This window comes from Aeromonas sp. SG16 (assembly GCF_024436135.1).
In the GTDB taxonomy this organism is placed as follows: Bacteria; Pseudomonadota; Gammaproteobacteria; order Enterobacterales; family Aeromonadaceae; genus Aeromonas; species Aeromonas jandaei.
Map to the genome: position 1 here is coordinate 470,219 of NZ_JANFNW010000002.1, position 18,631 is coordinate 488,849.

The 18,631-nt window shown below is 57.0% G+C and carries 16 protein-coding genes; 8 read left to right on the plus strand and 8 right to left on the minus strand.

Features of this window, described 5'->3' with window-relative positions; all coding sequences use genetic code 11:
• Positions 1-252: 252 nt before the first annotated feature.
• Both NOM67_RS09280 and NOM67_RS09285 read right to left on the minus strand, forming a co-directional pair.
• On the minus strand, positions 253-1,146 hold the full coding sequence (locus tag NOM67_RS09280; protein WP_255936279.1) for a DUF4435 domain-containing protein: 894 nt from the start codon (positions 1,144-1,146) through the stop codon (positions 253-255).
• A complete protein-coding gene (locus NOM67_RS09285) occupies positions 1,139-2,527 on the minus strand; it encodes an AAA family ATPase (RefSeq protein WP_255936280.1) in 1,389 nt (462 codons plus the stop codon). Before NOM67_RS09285 ends, NOM67_RS09280 begins: the two co-directional genes overlap by 8 nt.
• A gap of 577 nt (positions 2,528-3,104) precedes the next feature.
• Between NOM67_RS09285 and NOM67_RS09290 the strand changes: the two genes are divergently transcribed.
• The 3 genes from NOM67_RS09290 to tsgA all read left to right on the plus strand — a co-directional run bounded on the left by NOM67_RS09290 (position 3,105) and on the right by tsgA (position 5,682).
• Positions 3,105-3,482, plus strand: coding sequence for a hypothetical protein (locus NOM67_RS09290; RefSeq protein WP_204383678.1), 378 nt, complete (start codon positions 3,105-3,107; stop codon positions 3,480-3,482).
• Between the two features lie 281 nt (positions 3,483-3,763).
• Positions 3,764-4,465, plus strand: coding sequence for a purine-nucleoside phosphorylase (gene deoD, locus NOM67_RS09295; protein ID WP_005303072.1), 702 nt, complete (start codon positions 3,764-3,766; stop codon positions 4,463-4,465).
• Positions 4,466-4,518: 53 nt separating this feature from the next.
• Positions 4,519-5,682: an MFS transporter TsgA gene (tsgA, locus tag NOM67_RS09300; protein ID WP_255936292.1), complete on the plus strand. Its 1,164-nt coding sequence runs from the start codon at positions 4,519-4,521 to the stop codon at positions 5,680-5,682.
• Between the two features lie 97 nt (positions 5,683-5,779).
• On the opposite strand, the gene NOM67_RS09305 is transcribed toward tsgA, so the two are convergent.
• Positions 5,780-6,457, minus strand: a complete 678-nt coding sequence (locus tag NOM67_RS09305) for a Crp/Fnr family transcriptional regulator (protein WP_255936294.1) — start codon at positions 6,455-6,457, stop codon at positions 5,780-5,782.
• A 210-nt stretch (positions 6,458-6,667) separates the two neighbouring features.
• Here NOM67_RS09305 and NOM67_RS09310 point away from each other — a divergent pair, with 210 nt between their 5' ends.
• Positions 6,668-7,006, plus strand: a complete 339-nt coding sequence (locus NOM67_RS09310; protein WP_255936295.1) for a YcgJ family protein — start codon at positions 6,668-6,670, stop codon at positions 7,004-7,006.
• 46 nt (positions 7,007-7,052) lie between these two features.
• Positions 7,053-7,634, plus strand: a complete 582-nt coding sequence (locus NOM67_RS09315) for a DUF1349 domain-containing protein (RefSeq protein WP_255936296.1) — start codon at positions 7,053-7,055, stop codon at positions 7,632-7,634.
• Positions 7,635-7,741: 107 nt separating this feature from the next.
• On the opposite strand, the gene rimO is transcribed toward NOM67_RS09315, so the two are convergent.
• Positions 7,742-9,070, minus strand: a complete 1,329-nt coding sequence (gene rimO / locus NOM67_RS09320) for a 30S ribosomal protein S12 methylthiotransferase RimO (protein ID WP_042032463.1) — start codon at positions 9,068-9,070, stop codon at positions 7,742-7,744.
• A 280-nt stretch (positions 9,071-9,350) separates the two neighbouring features.
• Here rimO and NOM67_RS09325 point away from each other — a divergent pair, with 280 nt between their 5' ends.
• On the plus strand, positions 9,351-10,472 hold the full coding sequence (locus tag NOM67_RS09325; RefSeq protein ID WP_255936297.1) for an HD domain-containing phosphohydrolase: 1,122 nt from the start codon (positions 9,351-9,353) through the stop codon (positions 10,470-10,472).
• Between the two features lie 149 nt (positions 10,473-10,621).
• Here NOM67_RS09325 and NOM67_RS09330 read toward each other — a convergent pair whose 3' ends face one another.
• The 4 genes from NOM67_RS09330 to NOM67_RS09345 all read right to left on the minus strand — a co-directional run bounded on the left by NOM67_RS09330 (position 10,622) and on the right by NOM67_RS09345 (position 13,865).
• Positions 10,622-10,807: a hypothetical protein gene (locus NOM67_RS09330; protein ID WP_208736673.1), complete on the minus strand. Its 186-nt coding sequence runs from the start codon at positions 10,805-10,807 to the stop codon at positions 10,622-10,624.
• A gap of 327 nt (positions 10,808-11,134) precedes the next feature.
• On the minus strand, positions 11,135-12,316 hold the full coding sequence (locus NOM67_RS09335) for a dicarboxylate/amino acid:cation symporter (RefSeq protein WP_041208319.1): 1,182 nt from the start codon (positions 12,314-12,316) through the stop codon (positions 11,135-11,137).
• A 288-nt stretch (positions 12,317-12,604) separates the two neighbouring features.
• A complete protein-coding gene (locus NOM67_RS09340) occupies positions 12,605-13,126 on the minus strand; it encodes a hypothetical protein (protein ID WP_255936298.1) in 522 nt (173 codons plus the stop codon).
• Between the two features lie 100 nt (positions 13,127-13,226).
• Positions 13,227-13,865 carry a TetR family transcriptional regulator gene (locus NOM67_RS09345; RefSeq protein WP_033115834.1) on the minus strand — a complete coding sequence of 213 codons (639 nt, stop codon included), beginning with the start codon at positions 13,863-13,865 and terminating at the stop codon, positions 13,227-13,229.
• A 143-nt stretch (positions 13,866-14,008) separates the two neighbouring features.
• Between NOM67_RS09345 and NOM67_RS09350 the strand changes: the two genes are divergently transcribed.
• Positions 14,009-15,187 carry an efflux RND transporter periplasmic adaptor subunit gene (locus NOM67_RS09350; protein ID WP_033115833.1) on the plus strand — a complete coding sequence of 393 codons (1,179 nt, stop codon included), beginning with the start codon at positions 14,009-14,011 and terminating at the stop codon, positions 15,185-15,187.
• A 17-nt stretch (positions 15,188-15,204) separates the two neighbouring features.
• Positions 15,205-18,354, plus strand: a complete 3,150-nt coding sequence (locus tag NOM67_RS09355) for an efflux RND transporter permease subunit (RefSeq protein WP_042032472.1) — start codon at positions 15,205-15,207, stop codon at positions 18,352-18,354.
• Positions 18,355-18,631 lie beyond the last annotated feature (277 nt).

The window sequence follows — 18,631 nt, forward strand, 5'->3', positions numbered from 1 at the left end:
TTTGTTGGAGGGGGGCTTAGATGTTGTCTATACGACCAAATCAAAGGGACTATATCGAGATCCGGTGCTTGATGTAGCCTTACTCGACTCATGTGGGATTTTTGAGGAAGAGATCATAAAAAACTCCCCCTGACGACTGATTTTGTAACAGTTTAAGATGTATTGGGGAGAACTAGATGTCTAAAATGCCCCTCTAGTAAAAGAGAGGCATTTAGCCGAATCTATTATGAGGTATTCTTGATGTTTTTCAGGTTAGATTGTGTTTGTAAAAAGTTTGAGGTGTTTGTTTATTGTGCATGACTGCGAAAGTCGCCTTATATTAATTGTATCCTTGCCAAATTTAATTCGGCCATTTAATCTGTCAGCGTAATTATTGTTGATGTGTTTTTTAGCTGATTCAAACCATTCTTGAATGAAAGCGAGTATATACTTACCTCTAATTATTTGTTCATCATTCATTTTTAAGAAATGGTCTATGCAGATGATTTCATTATGATATAGGTGATGATCATGAATTGTTTTCTTTAGATGCTCATTTGTGTCAACCTTGAATATGCATTGATTATATTCAACTCTCTCAATAATTTCACTGAATTTGGGGTAGGCTGTGCCGGAGTTGACCTTTTTGTTGAAGAAAAGAACATATGATATCTTTTTTATTTCATCTGAAAAATTTTTGTATGATGTTCTAAATGACTCTATTAAATGGAGCCGTAAGTCCTCTCTCTCTGCATCTAAATTAAATTCATCTTTCAGAATGCTATCTATTGCTGAATCATCCAATAGCATATTCTCTATGGAGTAACATGGTAAGTTATATATGTTTTTCCCATGGTATGAAAAGTCATCATAGTCTTGGTCAACAAAAAAATAAGTGTTGTCAAGTAACTTTGAATCATTTTTATTTTCTAATAATTGGCGCCAAAGAGTAGTTAATTGCTCCTTTCCTTCTCCATTTATATGCTCGTACTTCTTGCTGAAGTTGCAATGTCTCAAGGCATGTTCATAATATGAGTAGTCATCTTTTCCTTCGAAAATGAAAACTAATTCATTAGTGCGTTTTATTTTTAATAAAGTAAGTCTAAGAACTGAAGGCGATTTTTTACTTAGAACCATATTGTCCAAAAATGAAGAACCATTAGCCATTTAGGTTCTCCCGATGAATGCTTAACATTTTAGCTTTATTATGTAGAGAGTTATCAAAAATAAAAGGTGAGTGAGTAATAGCAAGAAGTTGAATTACGTTTTTACTGTCAATCATATCAGGGATGACTAATCGTTGCCATTCAATTGACAATGATAATTCCGGTTCATCTATAAGAACAATTTTGGGCTTATTGTCAAGGTATAAGTATGACATAAACGATATTATTTGTTTTTCCCCAGAGGAAAGGTCATCTAATTTTATTGGTGTATTCGTAAATTCATCCTTCACAATAACTTGAAGATTTTCAACATCAAAAGTTAGTGTTTTGGTATCAGCAGATAATTCGAAATATTTATTGCACACAGAAACAAATTTCTCGACAGTAGCTTCTTGTTTTTTTGTTGAGTTAATGACATCATTTAACTTTGTTAAGAAGTAGAATAGATATGTATTTTTTTCTATTTCATTAGATTGATATAAATTGGAGATTCTATTTACGATTTCATCGGTTTTCTGTTTTTGTCGGCTACTGATAACTCGACCTAAGAATCTGGATAGATCATTTATTTCTGGAAGTTGATAAGTATTATTTTGATTCGGCTTGGTATTGCCAGTCATTAAATCTTCTAACATCGTCGCACTTAATGAACGATAGTCAATATTTGAAATCCTCTCAATGTCTTCACTGATAGATTTTAGTTTTGTTTCGACATCTGCGAGGCCAAAAGCAATATCTGTTTTTATATTTTCACGTATTCTACCAGAGGACGACATGCGAGATGAGAATGTGAAGTCATCACGTTGATTATATTGCTCTCTAAGATTCGACTTTTCTACTCGACGATATGTTGGTAGAAATAGTATTTCAATGTCACTGAGTTTGGTCTTGATTGTATTTATTTTCTTAAATGTAGTTGTATCTAGATTGCTTATGTATGCTTTAGCCTTTAATGTCAACTCTCTTAACTCCTCATGAGAGTGCGGGCTTTCCATATAGACTGTTCTATACCAATCTAGTTTTTTAATCTCATCGAATTCCATGGTTTTAATTTGATTGGCTATGTTATAAATGTCATAGCCATTTTTTATATAAGCGCTTAACTCTCTGAAATCTGTATTTAATGAAAAGTCATCCTTGATTTCACTACTGTAAATTGAGATATTTTCACCATCTTGAAATAGTATTTCAATACTGTTGAAGCTAATGCTTCTAAGTTCTGAGAATTTACCCGTTAGAATATTATTTAAAGCGCTTAGAATTGTGGTTTTACCCATGCCATTTTCTGCAACAATAATTGTTGTTGGATCGTCGAAGTCAATTGTTACGTTTTTATATCCATACAGTCCATATATTCCGAACTTTTTTATTAATGCATTCATATTAACTCCAAGGTGTTATAAAAAAGGCGAACAGGAATTGGGTCATTGTTTTTAAGTTATAAATGTAAATATTTTAACTTTTCTAAGTAGATATCGTAGCACTTAAAACCAACGCTACCGCCCGTGGATTACAGCTTCCAATATGCTCCATTAACCAGCGAGGGCAGCAGCCCATCACAGATGAATAGGCACCGGATGGCTATGTTAAGCCAATCGAATCTGGCCATACCAGTCAAAAAGTGACGTAAGTGTCAGTAATGACTGATTTTTTGCGCTGGCTCAACAAATCGCCCTGACCGGGCACCGGATTCCCATGGCCCTTGATTTTATTGGGGTTGGCGGGCGTGGCGGGGAAGAGCGGGAGTGGCTTGCTGTTGAGGAAGGACTGGCTGGGGACAATCCCGCTCCGGTAATCGGCGCTATAGTGCGGGCGATGGTTGCCCTCTGCTCCGCTCCCAAGCTGGCGAGGTGGGGGATCTGCGGTAACAATCAGCTGTTGCAATCACAGCCATTTGCAACACATCGTCATGCAAATATGACCATGCAAACACATCACCAGATAGAGAGGAGATCTCCCATGAAGCGTACCATCCTGTTCGGCCTGCTCTGCGGCAGCGTGCTGCTGGCCAATCCGGTCTTTGCCAACGACACAGCCCAGTTGCAGTGCGAGGCGCAGGCCGCAGCCAAAAAGCTTAACGGCGCCGCCAAGACCAGCTTTGTCGGCAAGTGCGTGAAAGATGCCGCCGGTGCCAAGACGGGCGAGTGCGAGAAAGCCGCAGCCGACAAGAAGCTGGCCGGAGCGGCCAAGAACAGCTTTATCCAGAAGTGCGTGAAGACGGGCGCGGCGGTGGATCCGGCGGCCAAGTGCGAGAAGGCGGCAGCCGACAAGAAGCTGGCTGGCGCGGCCAAGAACAGTTTTGTCCAGAAGTGCGTGAAGGATAGCGCCGCCAAGTAAGGCATTTTCTCATCCGGTGTGTTTGCGGGGGGCCATCAGGCCCCCCGCGCTTTTTGGGCGCAGGGGCGTTATCGCTGGGCGGGTGACATGGCCCTTGCCGCAAGGGCTGGGCTGATTAAGAGCCAATAAGCGGTGGTGGAGGGGGGCAAGCGGGGCGGCCATGGAGAAGTTGCCGGAACTGGGATCTCGATCGGGGCAACAGGACTTTTGTCCTGCAAGGGGCGAGGGGGCGGGGGCTAGGATGCCCTCATCCACACGAGTCAAACTGGAGCACAACAATAATGACCGCTCATATCAATGCCAACCCGGGCGATTTCGCCGAGACCGTCATCATGCCGGGGGACCCGCTGCGGGCCCGCTATATCGCCGAGACCTTTCTGACCGATGCGCGCGAGGTGACCAATGTGCGCAATATGCTGGGCTACACCGGCTACTACAACGGCCAGCGCATCTCGGTGATGGGCCACGGCATGGGGATCCCCTCCATGGTGCTCTACGCCCACGAGCTGGTGAACGACTTCGGGGTCAAGCGGATCATCCGCATCGGCAGTCTGGGGGCGACCCAGCGCCACGTGCAGATGCGTGACGTGATTCTGGCGCAGGCGGCGGGCACCGACTCCCCGACCAATGCCAAGCGCAGCGCCGGCTACCAGATGGCCACCTCGGCCGACTTCGCCCTGCTGCACAAGGCGTTTACCAAGGCGCAGGAGAAGGCCATTCCGGTCAAGGTGGGCAATATCTTCACCGGCGACCTCTATTACGATCCGGACGAAAACCTCATTCCGGCGCTGGAGAAGTTTGGCGTGCTCGGCATCGACATGGAGGTGGCCGGTCTCTACGGGCTGGCCCATCAGCAGGGGATCGAGGCGCTCGCCATCCTGACTGTCTCCGACCACTGCCTGACCGGTGAAGAGACCACTGCCGAGGAGCGGCAGCTCTCCTTCAACCAGATGATCGAGCTGGCGCTGCACACTGCGCTGTAAGCGCCGCAGCCCGCCCAACCCTGCACGCACCCTGACCCCAAGAGAGATCCAATATGAACAATAAGCTCTCCCTCACTGCCATCAGCTTCTTGGCCAACTTCGTGATGGCCGGTTTTGCGACCCAGTTCGGCATGCTGATCGACCCCATCGCCGCCAAGTTCGGCGCCGACGTCAATCAGGTGGCCTCTATCTTCTCCCTGCTCAACGGCGGGGCGCTGGCGGGCACCATTGCCGCCTTCTTCCTCATCGAGAAGGTGGGCCTCAAGCGGATGACGCTGCTCTGCTACGGCCTGATCGCGCTGGCGGCGGCTTCGCTCCATCTGACCGGTTCGCTCTATGTGGTGATGGCGGCCATGACGGTGATTGGCCTGTGTGGCGGGGTGGGGCTCTGCATTGCAGGGACCCTGGTGGTGAGCGTCTGGCAGGCGCGGATGCAGAGCACCATGCTGGTGGTGCAGGATGCCACCTTCAACGTGGCCGGGGTGGTCTTCCCGCTTGTCACCACCTACACCCTGACTCACGCCATGGCGTGGAGCTGGAGCTATCTGGCGGTGGGTGTGGTGGCGCTGGCGACCATGCTGGTGGCGGTGCTGACCAACTTCCGCAGCTGCGAGGCGGGCGGCGAGAGCGCTGGTAACGAGCACTCGGAGTGGAACCTCGGCATCATCAGCGGCGGGTTGGGGCTTTTTCTCGGCATGCTGGCGCTCTACACCTTCCTCACCTGGGCGCCCATGTTCGTGAAGAACAAGTTCGGCATCCCCTTCGAGGAGGCGGGCAACATCATCACCCAATACTGGACGGCGGCCCTGCTTGGCGCGCTGGTCTCGACCGCCATCGTGACCCGCGTTGCGATCCGCACCTTCCTGTTGGTGATCATCACGCTGGCGATGGGGATGACGGCGCTTATCGTCACCACCGACAACCTGAGCCAGCTGCCTTATCTCACCTATGGTTACGGCTTTGTTTGCGCCGCGCTCTACAACGCCTTTATCGCCTACGGGGTGTCGTTTGTACGGCAGGCATCGAGCAAGAACGTCTCCTATATCCTTATCAGCGGCAGCGCGGGGGCCATGTTCAGCCCGGCCATCAGCGCCCTGTTCGAGCAGGTGATCGGTCTGCAGGCGGTGATGTACGCCATTCCGCTTATCTACGGCGTGATCCTCGCCATGCTGGTAGCGTCGCTGCGGATGGCCCGGCCGCAGCCTTGTCTGGCCTGAGCGGGAGAGTAAACAGCAAGAGGGGCGGTATAAACCGCCCCTCTTTTTTGTTGCTGTTCCGCTTGTTGCTGTTCAGGCGGCTACTGATACCCGCGACCTATGGCTGCTCCAGAAAGGCCTTGAGCCCCGCCAGATCGCGGATCTGCAACCCCTCCTCGCCACGCTCCACCAGTCCCTTGTCCATCAGCTCTTTCACCGCCCGCCGGTAGACCCTGTCGGTCGTGCCGAAGCGTTCCGCCTCCTGATACCCCTTGCGAAAGCCACTCACCGGGTTGTCGTGGCAGTGGCTGTGATAGAGGTCGAGGGCGATGTTGTAGCTGATGGGGTAGAGCATCCGGCAGGTGAAGATATCCACCGTGTCCTGATAGTCGATGGCAATGGCGGTGGCAAAGAAGAGCGCCACCTTGGGGTGGGCTACCAGCGCCTGCTCCAGCTGCTCGCCGTCGATGCGGGCCACTTCCAGCGGCTCCTCGGCGATGATGTCGAGCTGGCAGCGGTAGCCGGTAAAGAACTCCATCTCGCCAAAGAGCTGGTTGTCGCACTCAAGGGTGCCGAGCTGAAAGCGGCGGCCATTCATGGCGGTGTGGCCCATGGCGATGCGGCCGCCCGGCACCAGCACCAGATCCCGCAATAGCTCCCCCTGACGCATCAGGGGCTCCCCCTCGGGGATCAGACGCCGCTCCGTGATGCAGGAGATGACCACCTGTTCGATCAGATCATGGCTGGCCTGCCAGTGGGGCTGAAAGCGTCCCTTGAGAAGGGGTTTGAGTTGCATGGCGGACTCTTTGACGGACGTGTACAGGCGGCTATTACACATGTTCGCCCCCCGATAAGCCAGCCCCGCTGCGGTGGCGGCCCGCTTGGCGCCAATCCTCTATGTGGGCTTTGCGCAGCAACCGGCTGATAGGGCGGCTGGCAATTGGCCATCACGGAAGCGGAGTGATAAATTAACGCCCTGATTTTCAAGGTTTATCAAGGTAACACCATGTTCAAACGCTCGGCTGCGCTGGTGGCGCTGCTGCTAATCGGGGGCGTTCACGCGGCTCCGGCCGTTTTCTCTCCCGCCGCCAAGGTGGTGTGCGACAAGAAGGGCGGCTATTGCGCCAACCCGCAGGGGATCTCCATCGGCCTGACCCGCGCCCATCTCGGCGAGCAGGCGGCCAGCCGTTTGCAGAAGAACCTGCAGGGGGCCGATCTTGGCAGCTACACCCTGAGCAACGGGGTACATTGCGAGAGCAGTGAGCAGCAGTGCTACAAGGATCGCTACTTCCCGCGCACCAAAGAGAGCCACTTCACCGCCATCCTCTTCAAGCAGGGCAAGTAAGCGGGTCGCTGGTGGCAAGTTGGCGAGACAACAGGAGTTGAACGAGATGATGGAAGGGACGCAGTGGTGCTGGCTCAATGAACCGGCCCGGTGGCACCAGACAGACGATGGTTTACAGGTAGTCACGGACAAGCAGACCGATTTTTGGCGCAGCACCTGGTATGGCTTCGAGCGCCACAGCGGCCATGTCTATGGCTGCGAGGTGGCGGGTGAGTTTACCTTTCAGGTCTGCGTCGAGGGGGAATTCACCACCCTCTACGATCAGGCGGGTCTGATGCTGCTGCAAGACGACGCGCACTGGCTCAAGGCCGGTATCGAGTACAACGACGATCAGCCGATGATCGGCAGCGTGCTGACCAATCCGCGTTCTGACTGGGCCACCGGCATCTTCACCGGCAATCCGCGCCGCTTCTGGCTGCGGCTGACCCGGCTGGCGGACTGTCTGCGCCTGCAATACTCCACCGATGGCAAGGTGTGGCCGCTGCTGCGCCTCGCCCCGTTTCCGCCAGGCGAAAGTTGCTTTATCGGGGTGATGTGCTGCACGCCGGAGCGGCAGGGGCTGGCGGTGCACTTCTCTGACTTGCGCCTCACAGCGCCCCTTGGCAAGGCGCTGCACGACCTTGGCTAGGGTTTTATCGCCGGTAGTTGTTAAACAAAAAGCGCCATCAGGCGCTTTTTGTTTAGTTACGTTGAACGCTATCGGCTCAACGCGCGGCGTGTTTACCCATGGCAGGGTTAGCCAATCAGGCTGGCCCACAGGTCATATTCGTCGGATTCGTCGATCCGCACCTTGACCATGTCGCCCGGCTTGAGGCCGGTTTCGCCGTTGAGGTAGACCAGGCCATCGATCTCCGGCGCATCGGCAAAAGAGCGGCCAGTGGCGCCCTCTTCATCCACCTCGTCGATGATAACGGTCATCTCCTGACCCACTTTACGGGCCAGCTTGCGGATGGAGACCTGCTGTTGCAGCTCCATGAAACGCTGGAAGCGCTCTTCCTGAACCTCTTCCGGCACCGGATCCGGCAGCTCGTTGGCCAGCGCCCCTTCGACCGGGCTGTATTTGAAGCAGCCGACCCGATCCAGCTCCGCCTTGTCGATAAAGTCGAGCAGCATCTGGAAATCTTCCTCGGTCTCGCCCGGGAAGCCGACGATAAAGGTGGAGCGCAGGGTGATCTGCGGGCAGATCTCGCGCCACTTCTGGATCCGCTCCAGCGTACGCTCGACCGAACCCGGACGCTTCATCAGTTTGAGGATGCGCGGGCTGGCATGCTGCAGCGGGATGTCGAGGTAGGGCAGGATCTTGCCATCGCGCATCAACGGGATGACGTCATCCACGTGCGGGTAGGGGTAGACGTAGTGCAGACGTACCCAGATATCGAGCTTGGCCAGCTCTTCGCACAGGGCGACCATGCTGGTCTTGACCGGCATGCCGTCGTAGAAACCGGTGCGGTGCTTCACATCGACGCCGTAGGCGGAGGTGTCCTGGGAGATCACCAGCAGCTCCTTCACGCCGGCCTCTTTCAGGCGCTTGGCTTCGGCCAGCACGTCGCCGATGGGGCGGCTCACCAGATCCCCGCGCATGGAGGGGATGATGCAGAAGGTGCAGCGGTGGTTGCACCCTTCGGAAATCTTCAGATAGGCGTAGTGGCGCGGGGTCAGCTTGACGCCGTGGGCCGGTACCAGACTGGTGAAGGGGTTGTGCTGCGGCTTCTCCACATATTTGTGGACGTGACCCAGCACCTCTTCGTAGGCGTGGGGGCCGGTGATCTCGAGCACCTTGGGGTGGATCTCGCGGATCTGATTCTCTTTGGCGCCAAGGCAGCCGGTGACGATCACCTTGCCGTTCTCGGCCAGCGCTTCGCCGATCGCTTCGAGCGACTCCTGCACGGCACTGTCGATAAAGCCACAGGTGTTGACGACAACCAGCTCGGCATCGTCATAGCTGGGCACCACGTCGTACCCTTCGGTACGCAGCTGGGTCAGGATGCGCTCGGAATCGACCAGGTTTTTCGGGCAACCCAGGGAGACGAATCCTACTTTGGGGGCCTGTTTTGTGTTGGACATCGCTCAATCACTCTTAGGTGGCTTCTCTTTAAGGGCGCGGATTTTACCTAAATGGCTAACCAAAAACTATACAGCGGAGCTGGGAGAACCGAACAATATCTCGGAGTGGGCAGGATTGGGCGGCGTGAATTGCCGCCAAAGGCCTGCCATTAATGGGCTATTGACCCCGCAGAGCGGGGTTGTTATCGGGATCCCGCTTTGTTGATTTTCCTGTCAACAGAGGTGAGGGGGACAGAGGGAGTCACTATAATCCCATCACGGATATCCGGTGGAGAAGGTCATGGAGAGTTCATTTGGCGAAAGGATGCAGAGCGTACACGCCACCCTCAGGGAGCGTTTTGACAAGCTGAGCCGGGTGGCCATCGCGATCTACGACCCTCATACCGATCAGCTCAAGACCTTTGCCCACAGCACCGAAGGCCACTCTCCGCTGGTGCAGTACGAGGTGAAGCTGAGCGATGTCCCCTCCCTGCGCTATCTGGCGGAGCACCACCACGCCCGTGTGCTCGGCAATCTCGATGCCCTGCGTGACTCAGCGTCGGAGCACAGCCGCAAGCTGCTGGAGGCGGGCTATGCCTCCAGCTATACCGAGCCGCTGCTGTTCAACAGCAAGCTGTTTGGCTTTCTGTTTTGCGATGCCATGGAGCCGGACTATTTCAACGAGCCGATCAGAAACGAGCTGTCGGCCTATGCCCAGATGCTCTCGGCGATCATTGCGGTGGAGTTTTTCTCCATTCAGACCCTTGGCGGGGCGCTGACCACTGCGCGGGAGTTCAGCCGCTATCGGGATGAGGAGACCGCCAACCATCTGCACCGGATGTCGGCTTACTCCCGGCTGATCGCCAGAACCCTGGCCCCTGTTACTGGCCTCAGCGATGAGGAGGTGGAGTTTGTCTATCTCTTCTCCGGGCTGCACGACATCGGCAAGATTGCGGTGCCGGACGGTATCCTGCTCAAGCCGGGCAAGCTGACCCCGGAAGAGTTCGAGATCATGAAGAGCCACCCCGGCAAGGGGCAGGAGATGATCAACCTGATGATCAGCGAGTTTGGCCTCGACGGCATTCACCACACCGACATGCTGACCAATATCATCGCCAGCCATCACGAGCGCTTCGACGGCACCGGCTATCCGCTGGGGCTGGCGGGGGAGGAGATCCCGCTGGCGGCGCGCATCGTGGCGGTGGCCGATGTGTTTGATGCCCTGACCAGCGAGCGCCCCTACAAGCAGCCCTGGCCGTTCGAGACGGCCTTTGCCTATCTGGAGGAGCATGCCGGCAGCCAGTTCGATCCCGCCTGTGTCGCTGCGGCCCTGCGCAACAAGGCCGAGTTTTATGCCATCTATCAGCAGTATCAGGATCCGGCCACTACGCCGGAGACGGACGAGGCGAAATCGGCTGAGTGAGATGGGGGCGGCAAAGCCAGCGCAAGGGGGACAAGGGGCAAGCAAGAGGGTCAACGATGCAGAGCAAGAGAAGGGGACGCCAGCGAGCGTCCCCTTTGCATTTGTCAGATTTGATGGCAGCGGTTTTGTGGCTCGTCGCCCGCAGCCCGTTATGGTTTGCGCGGCGACTCGTTTGACTGGTCGAGGTGGTCAGCGCTGGCACCCGAGCAACCGCAGGGGCGGATCTGCTTGTCCGGTCGCTGCTGGGCCAGCCGATACTGACGCCACCAGATGATGGTAGTCATGGCGAGGATCAGCACAAACGAGGCGAGCAGACTCAATAACCAGATGGACATGTTCTCTTCTCCTTGTGGTGTTGGCGGCAGCTAGCTCTGCGATCGGGCGGCTGTGATGCTGGCAGCAAGTATGGCCCCGCGGCGGTTGATGCGCTTGATTGTTATCGTGGGTGAAACAGTCTACTTGGCAACTGTTTCGCTAGAGTAACAATCTGACGAATGCAGCGGGTGGCCCCATGATGCCGATTTGATGGTGTGGGGTGCCGACTTGCGCTGATGCTGCCTGACTGGCTCAGGTCAGATGGCTTAAGGCAGAAACGACACAGGCCCGAACAGAGGTTCGGGCCTGTGGTTTTTGCAGAGGATGGTCGGGCCATCCCGGCGAGCTTACGCCTGTTCGGCCTCGGCCACGGGGGCAGCGCTCTCGCTGCCATTGGCGAAGCGATCGGCCCACAGGGCAATCACGCCGTCACCGGTGACGTTGCAGGCGGTGCCGAAGCTGTCCTGCGCCAGATAGAGGGCGATCATCAGGGCGATAGAGGCTTCACCGAAGCCGAGCATGGAGGTGAGCAGACCCAGTGCCGACATCACGCCACCACCCGGTGCGCCCGGGGCGGCGATCATGATCACACCCAGCATCATGATAAAGGGCAGCATGGTGTCGATGCCCGGAATGGCCAGATGCTCGGAGAGGAACATCACCGCGGTGGCGCAGGTCACCAGGGTAATGGTGGAGCCACAGAGGTGAATGGTGGCGCACAGGGGCACGGTGAAGTTGGCGATGCCATCGCTCACCCCGTTGTTCTTGCTCGACTGCAGGGCAACCGGAATGGTGGCGGCGCTCGACATGGTCCCCAGCGCGGTGAAGTAGGCTGGCAGCATGTTCTTGATGAGCTGGGCCGGTGAACGGCCAAGGGCCAGACCGGTACCGACGAACAATACGGAGAGCCATACCCAGTGCATCAGGATGGCCATCACCAGCACCACGCCAAAGGTCTTCAGGGTGGCAAATACGGTGCCTTCCACCGTCATCTCGACAAAGACACCGGCGATGTAGAACGGCAGCAGCGGAATGATCACCTTGGCCAGCAGGCGGTCGATGATGTCACGGCCCTGATCGGCGACCCGACGCAGATCGGTGGCCTGGGTGGCGCTGATGCCGATGCCGAACACGAAGGCGGCGGCCAGCGCGGACATCACGCCAAACAGCGGCGGGATCTCCAGATTGACGTAGGAGGCGAGCTTGACCGCCTCGGCGGTAGTGGGCTCGGCGGCGGTGGTCAGCTGCGGGATCAGGTGGCTCGCCACGGTAAAGGCGAACAGGCCCGCCAGAATGGTGGAGCAGTAGGAGAGGGCCACGGTTTTGCCCAGCAGCTTGCCGGAGTTTTTCGGCAGGCTGGCGATACCGCTCATGATGAAGAAGAGGATGATGAGCGGAATGGTGAAGGTAATGAGCTGACCTATGACTGTCTTGGCCGTAAACAGCACGCGCGCCACCCACTCAGGGGCGTAGAGACCGAGCAAGAGACCGGCAAGGATGCCAGCAATGAGTTTGAGGACAAGTTTCATAAGGAAATCCGGTGTTGGTTGTATTGTCTGATTTGTTATTAAATTTTGATATTAATCACACTTTCTAACACAGAATCCGCATTATGTCTGTCTTGAATGGGTTAATGCCGAGTTAAATATTGTTAACGGCTATTTTTTCCGACCGGAAAGCGCCCATATTTAAACGCGCAAGATTCGTCATGGTGGACTGCACATGGGGGGGCTGACAGAGGGCGTGCAGGGCCTCGGGGTTAGGGCCTGCACGGGGTAAAAGCTGAGCGCCGTTAAGGGGTTAACCGGCGCCGCCAATCAAGTGGTCGTGCGGGTCAGCAGCAGATAACTCAACGCTGCGGCGGATTGGGCTGGCTGCTCCGCGCAGATCGTCAGCGGGATCTTATCCTCTTTGAGCTGCTCGGCCAGTTGCGCCATGGTGGCCGCGAGAGCGGTTGCAACCGGCAACGCCAGCGGCGCACCCGGTTTGAGCAGGGTAGCGAGATGGCGCAGGGTGTCAGTTGCTTGCGGCACTGCCAAGTCGGCGGGGCGGCTGAGCCAGATGCCGTCATAGGGGAGCACGCTGCGCATCCCCGCGATGGGGCAAACCCGCACCGCCTGACCCGAGCGGCGCGATGCGCTGCGGGCCAGCGCCAGCTCGGGCTCGCAGGCGGTGACCCGAAAACCGCCATCCCGCAGCCAGCAGAGATCCGCCCCGTCACCGCAGTCGAGGTTGAGCAGGTGGGCGCCTGCGGCCAGCCGGGCCGTAAAGGCGGTGTGCGCCGGAGTCGGGCTGGCGGAATGGGCGGTATCTGGGGCGATGGCGTCAGTGGATGTCACAGCGATGGTCTCGGGCCGAAGCGGCTACAGGGGGCGCTACCTTAGCAAATCGGGGGCTGCGCTGGCAAAATAGCCTGCAAGTTGGCGCAGAGGGTGAACTCTAGGAACGAACCGCCGGATTGCGGGGTTGGGTCAGCATGGTGAACATGCAGTCGAGCAGGTACTCCGACTCGGCCGCCAGATCGATCCGCTCCGGAAAGTGGAGCCAGTTGATGATGTAGCCATCGAGAGTACAGTGGAGCAGGGTGGAGGCTCGCCGCAGATCCAGATTGGCGGGCAGCTGTCCACGCCGAATGGCGTTGGTGAGGGTGGTCTCCAGATCCCGAAAGAAGTTGCTGGACTGGCTGCGGATATGCTCGCGCAGGGAGATGGCTTCCCCCTCCAGTGACTCCAGGTTGAAGAGGATGGTGAACATCTGCTGGTGGGCCTGATCCCGGGTGATGCGGGTCAGCACCTCTTTGAGGAAGTCGCGCAGCTTGCCGAGAGGGTCGGGCTCCTCTTCATTGACGCAGGCGTCGAGCTGATGGGCGAGGGGTTGGCAGAGCTCCTCCCAGAGGGAGAAGAAGAGCTCCTCCTTGTTTTTGAAGTGCCAGTAGATGGCCCCGCGCGTGAGGTCAGCGGCTCTGGCGATGTCGGTCAGGCTGGTCTTTGCCAGCCCCTGGCTGCAGAAGAGATCCAGCGCCGTCTTCATGATGGTGCAGCGGGTCTGCTGCGCCTCCTCTTTGGTCCGTCTGGCCATCTACTTCTGCGCCCCTGATTAGTAAGAAAAAGTCACTTACATACATTTATGAATGTATGTATATTGCCTCATCTTTCCGATTTTTACCAACAGGGCCCACGTGGCCCTGATTGTTCATTGACTGGCAAAGGCTCAGGTGTTTCATGCATAAACATATTCTTGCTCGTTCGGTAGGTCTTGCCCTGCTGGCAACAGGCTTGCTGGCAGGTTGTGGCGACAAGGGCGCGCCGCAGGGACAGGGGGGCATGCCTCCCGTCGCGGTTGACGTGGTGACCCTGCAGAGTGCTCCGCTCAAGTTGACCAGCGAGCTGACCGGCCGCAGCGCCCCGTTGCGGGTGGCCGAAGTGCGCCCGCAGGTGGGGGGTATCATCCTCAAGCGCCTCTTTACCGAGGGGAGCGATGTGAAGGCTGGCGATCTGCTCTATCAGATCGATCCGGCTGTCTATCAGGCTGCCGTCGCCAGCGCCAAGGCCAATCTGGCCAAGGCGCAGGCCAACGAGCAGAGCGCCCGCCTCAAGGCCAAGCGCTATCAGGAGCTGCTCAAGGTCAACTCCATCAGCCGTCAGGACTATGATGATGCCGACGCCAGCTGGAAGCAGGCGCAGGCGGAGATCATGGCGAGCAAGGCAGCCCTGCGCACCGCCGAGATCAATCTGGGTTACACCCGCATCACGGCCCCCATCAGCGGCCGCATTGGCACCTCCGCGGTGACCGAAGGGGCGCTGGTAACCGCCCAGCAGGCTGACAGCCTCGCCGTCATCCAGCAGCTCGACCCCATGTATGTCGATGTGCGCCAGTCCACCGCCGATCTGCTGCGTCTCAAGCGGCTGGTGGCCGAGGGCAAGGTGGTGCAGGACGAACACAAGGGCGCCAAGGTGAGCTTCCAGCTGGAAGATGGCACCACTTATGGCGAAGAGGGCTCGTTGCAGTTCTCCGACGTCACCGTGGATGAGACCACCGGCATGGTGGCGCTGCGGGTGATTGTCCCCAACCCAGCGCATCTGCTGCTGCCCGGCATGTTCATGCGCGCCACCCTGCAAGAGGGCGAGCGAGCCAAAGGGCTGCTGGTGCCGCAAACCGCGGTGACCCGTACCCCCAATGGCGGCGCCACCGTGCTGGTAGTGACCGCAGACAACAAGGTGGATCTGCGCAACGTCCAGTTGGGCCGCATTGTCGATACCAGCTGGGTGGTGGAGTCCGGCCTCAATGCCGGCGAGCGGGTGATCGTGGCCGGTTTGCAGAAAGTGCGTCCGGGTGCCGTGGTCAATCCGGCTGAACAGGCTGCGGCGCCGGCAACTGCCGCCACCCCGGCCAACAAGTAGGATGGAGTAGTCGCTTCATGGCTCGATTTTTCATAGACAGACCCATTTTTGCCTGGGTGATCGCGCTGGTGATCATGCTGGCGGGCAGCCTGGCCATCATCAAACTGCCGGTCGCCCAGTATCCGAGCATTGCACCGCCGGCGGTGAGCATCTCCGCCAGCTATCCGGGCGCATCTGCCAAGACGGTAGAGGACTCGGTGACCCAGATCATCGAACAGAACATGACGGGGCTGGATCACCTGCTCTACATGTCCTCCCAGTCCGACTCTGCCGGCCGGGTGTCGGTAACCCTGACCTTCCAGCCGGGAACTGATCCTGATATCGCCCAGGTGCAGGTGCAGAACAAGCTGCAGCAGGCGATGTCGCTGCTGCCGCAAGAAGTTCAGCAGCAGGGCATTCGGGTGCAGAAGACCTCCAGCAGCTTCCTGATGGTAGCCGCCTTCATCTCCAGCGATGGCAGCATGAAGAACGACGACCTGGCGGACTATGTGGTCTCCAACATCAAGGAGCCGCTGAGCCGTCTGGACGGGGTAGGGGATATCACTCTATTCGGCAGTCAGTACTCCATGCGGATCTGGCTCGACCCCAACAAGCTCAACCGAGTGCAGATGACCCCGAGTGATGTGCAGCTGGCGATCAAGGCGCAAAACGCCCAGGTAGCGTTTGGCAAACTGGGGGGAACCCCTTCGGTGGCCGATCAGCAGTTCACCGCTACCATCATGGGCCAGACCCGTCTCTCCACCGTCGAGCAGTTCAACGACATCCTGCTGCGGGTGACTCAGGATGGCGCCAAGGTGCGTCTGAAAGATGTGGCCCGGGTCGAGCTGGCTGGCGAGAGCTACGACGCCGAGGCGCTCTACAACGGTCAGCCCACCGCGGCTGTAGCCATCAAGCTGGCGACCGGTGCCAACGCGCTGGATACCTCCGAGAAGGTGCGTGCCAAGCTCAACGAGCTGTCGGAGTACTTCCCGGCCAACATGAAGATCGTCTACCCCTACGACACCACGCCGTTCGTGAAGATCTCCATCGAGGAGGTGGTGCAGACCCTGATCGAGGCGATCTTCCTGGTGTTCTGCGTCATGTATCTGTTCCTGCAGAACTTCCGGGCGACCCTGATCCCGACTATCGCGGTGCCCGTGGTGCTGCTCGGTACCTTCGGGGTGATGGCTGCATTTGGCTTCTCCATCAACACCCTCACCATGTTCGGTATGGTGCTTGCCATCGGCCTCTTGGTGGATGACGCCATCGTAGTGGTGGAGAACGTGGAGCGGCTGATGAGCGAGGAGGATCTCTCCCCGCTTGAGGCGACCCGCAAGTCGATGGGCCAGATCACCGGCGCGCTGGTGGGAATTGCGCTGGTGCTCTCCGCCGTATTCGTGCCGATGGCCTTCTTCGGTGGCTCGACCGGCGCCATCTATCGCCAGTTCTCGCTGACCATCGTTTCTGCCATGACCTTGTCGGTGCTGGTGGCGCTGATCCTGACGCCGGCCCTCTGTGCCACCCTGCTCAAGCCGATGAAGCACGGCGAGTTTGGTGCCCAGCGCGGCTTCTTTGGCTGGTTCAACCGCGCCTTTGATGCCGGTACCCAGCGCTACCAGCGCGGGGTGGGCAAGGTGATCAAGCAGGGCGTGCGCTACAGCCTCATCTACGGTGCCATGCTAGCGGTGCTGGCTGTGCTCTTTATGCGGATGCCCACCTCCTTCCTGCCGGAGGAGGATCAGGGGGTCATCATGTCCATGGTGCAACTGCCGGTCGGGGCGACCAAGCAGCGCACCGAGGTGGTGCTGGCGGACATGCGCGACTACTTCCTGAAAAACGAGAAGGATAACGTCGATTCCGTACTGACGGTGGCGGGCTTCAGCTTCGCCGGTAGCGGTCAGAACAGCGGTATGGCCTTTATCAAACTCAAAGACTGGAGCGAGCGCAAGAGCCCGGATCGCAGTGCTAATGCCATCATCGGCCGCGCCATGGGCTATCTGTTCAGCATCAAGGAGGCGCAGGTTTTCGCCTTCAACCTGCCTCCCATCCCCGAGCTGGGGACGGCGACCGGTTTTGACTTCTTCCTGCAGGATCGCGGCGGTATCGGCCACGAGAAGCTGATGGCGGCACGCAACCAGCTGCTCGGCATGGCGGCGCAGGATCCCACTCTGGTGCGGGTGCGCCCGAACGGGATGGAAGATACGCCGCAGCTCGATATCAAGATCGACTACGAGAAGGCGCTGGCGCAGGGGCTCTCCATTGCGGAGATCAACAACACGCTGGCAAGCGCCTGGGGTTCTGCTTACGTCAATGATTTCATCGACCGCGGCCGGATCAAGAAGGTCTATATGCAGGCGGATGCCCCCTTCCGGATGAACCCGGAAGACCTGAAACTCTGGTATGTGCGCAACAGTGCCGGCCAGATGGTGCCCTTCTCCGCGTTTGCCAGCACCGAGTGGAGCTTCGGCTCGCCGCGTCTGGAGCGTTATAACGGCGTGCCGGCGATGGAGATCGTCGGGGAAGCGGCGCCCGGCAAGAGTACCGGTGATGCCATGGCTGCCATCGAGCAGATGGTGAAGAAGCTGCCGGAAGGGGTGGGTATCGAGTGGACCGGGCTCTCCTTCCAGGAGCGGCAGGCGGGCTCGCAGGCGCCAGCGCTCTACGCCATCTCCTTGCTGGTGGTGTTCCTCTGTCTGGCGGCCCTCTACGAGAGCTGGAGCATTCCGTTTTCGGTGATGCTGGTGGTGCCGCTCGGGGTTCTGGGGGCCATTTTGGCTGCTACTCTGCGCGGGTTGGAGAACGATGTCTACTTCCAAGTGGGCCTGCTGACCACCATAGGCTTGTCGGCGAAGAACGCGATCCTGATCGTGGAATTTGCCAAAGAGCTCTATGACAAGGGGATGGGGCTGGGTGAGGCGGTGGTGGAGGCGGCGCGCCTGCGTCTGCGCCCGATCCTGATGACCTCGCTCGCCTTTATCCTCGGGGTGCTGCCGCTGGTGATCAGCTCCGGCGCCGGCGCCAGCAGCCGTAATGCCATCGGTACCGGCGTGATGGGGGGGATGATCAGCGCCACCGTGCTGGCTATCTTCTTCGTGCCGCTCTTCTTCGTGTTGGTGATGCGCTACTTCACCAGCCACCAGAGCAAAGAGGCGCGCATGGCTGCAGCAGTTGAGTCAAAAGGTGACTGAGCAAAAGCGTGTCCATCTGTTCTGAGCGACAAATCACAATTTGATAAATGAGTCAGTTAAAGCTGACTATAAAATGGGGCAACACGAGCGGTTGCCCCATTTTTTTCGCCTGAAAAACGGTAACTTGGCTGTGATCTGTTCGATTTTTAAAGGTGATTCGGATGAGTTCATCAAGTGCTGTCGGTTCTCCATCGAATCTTGATTCAAAACCCTTGATGAAGGCACTTTTTGGTGTGCAGGTTTACAGAAAACGAGATAGAATCTGCCCCTTATCGGG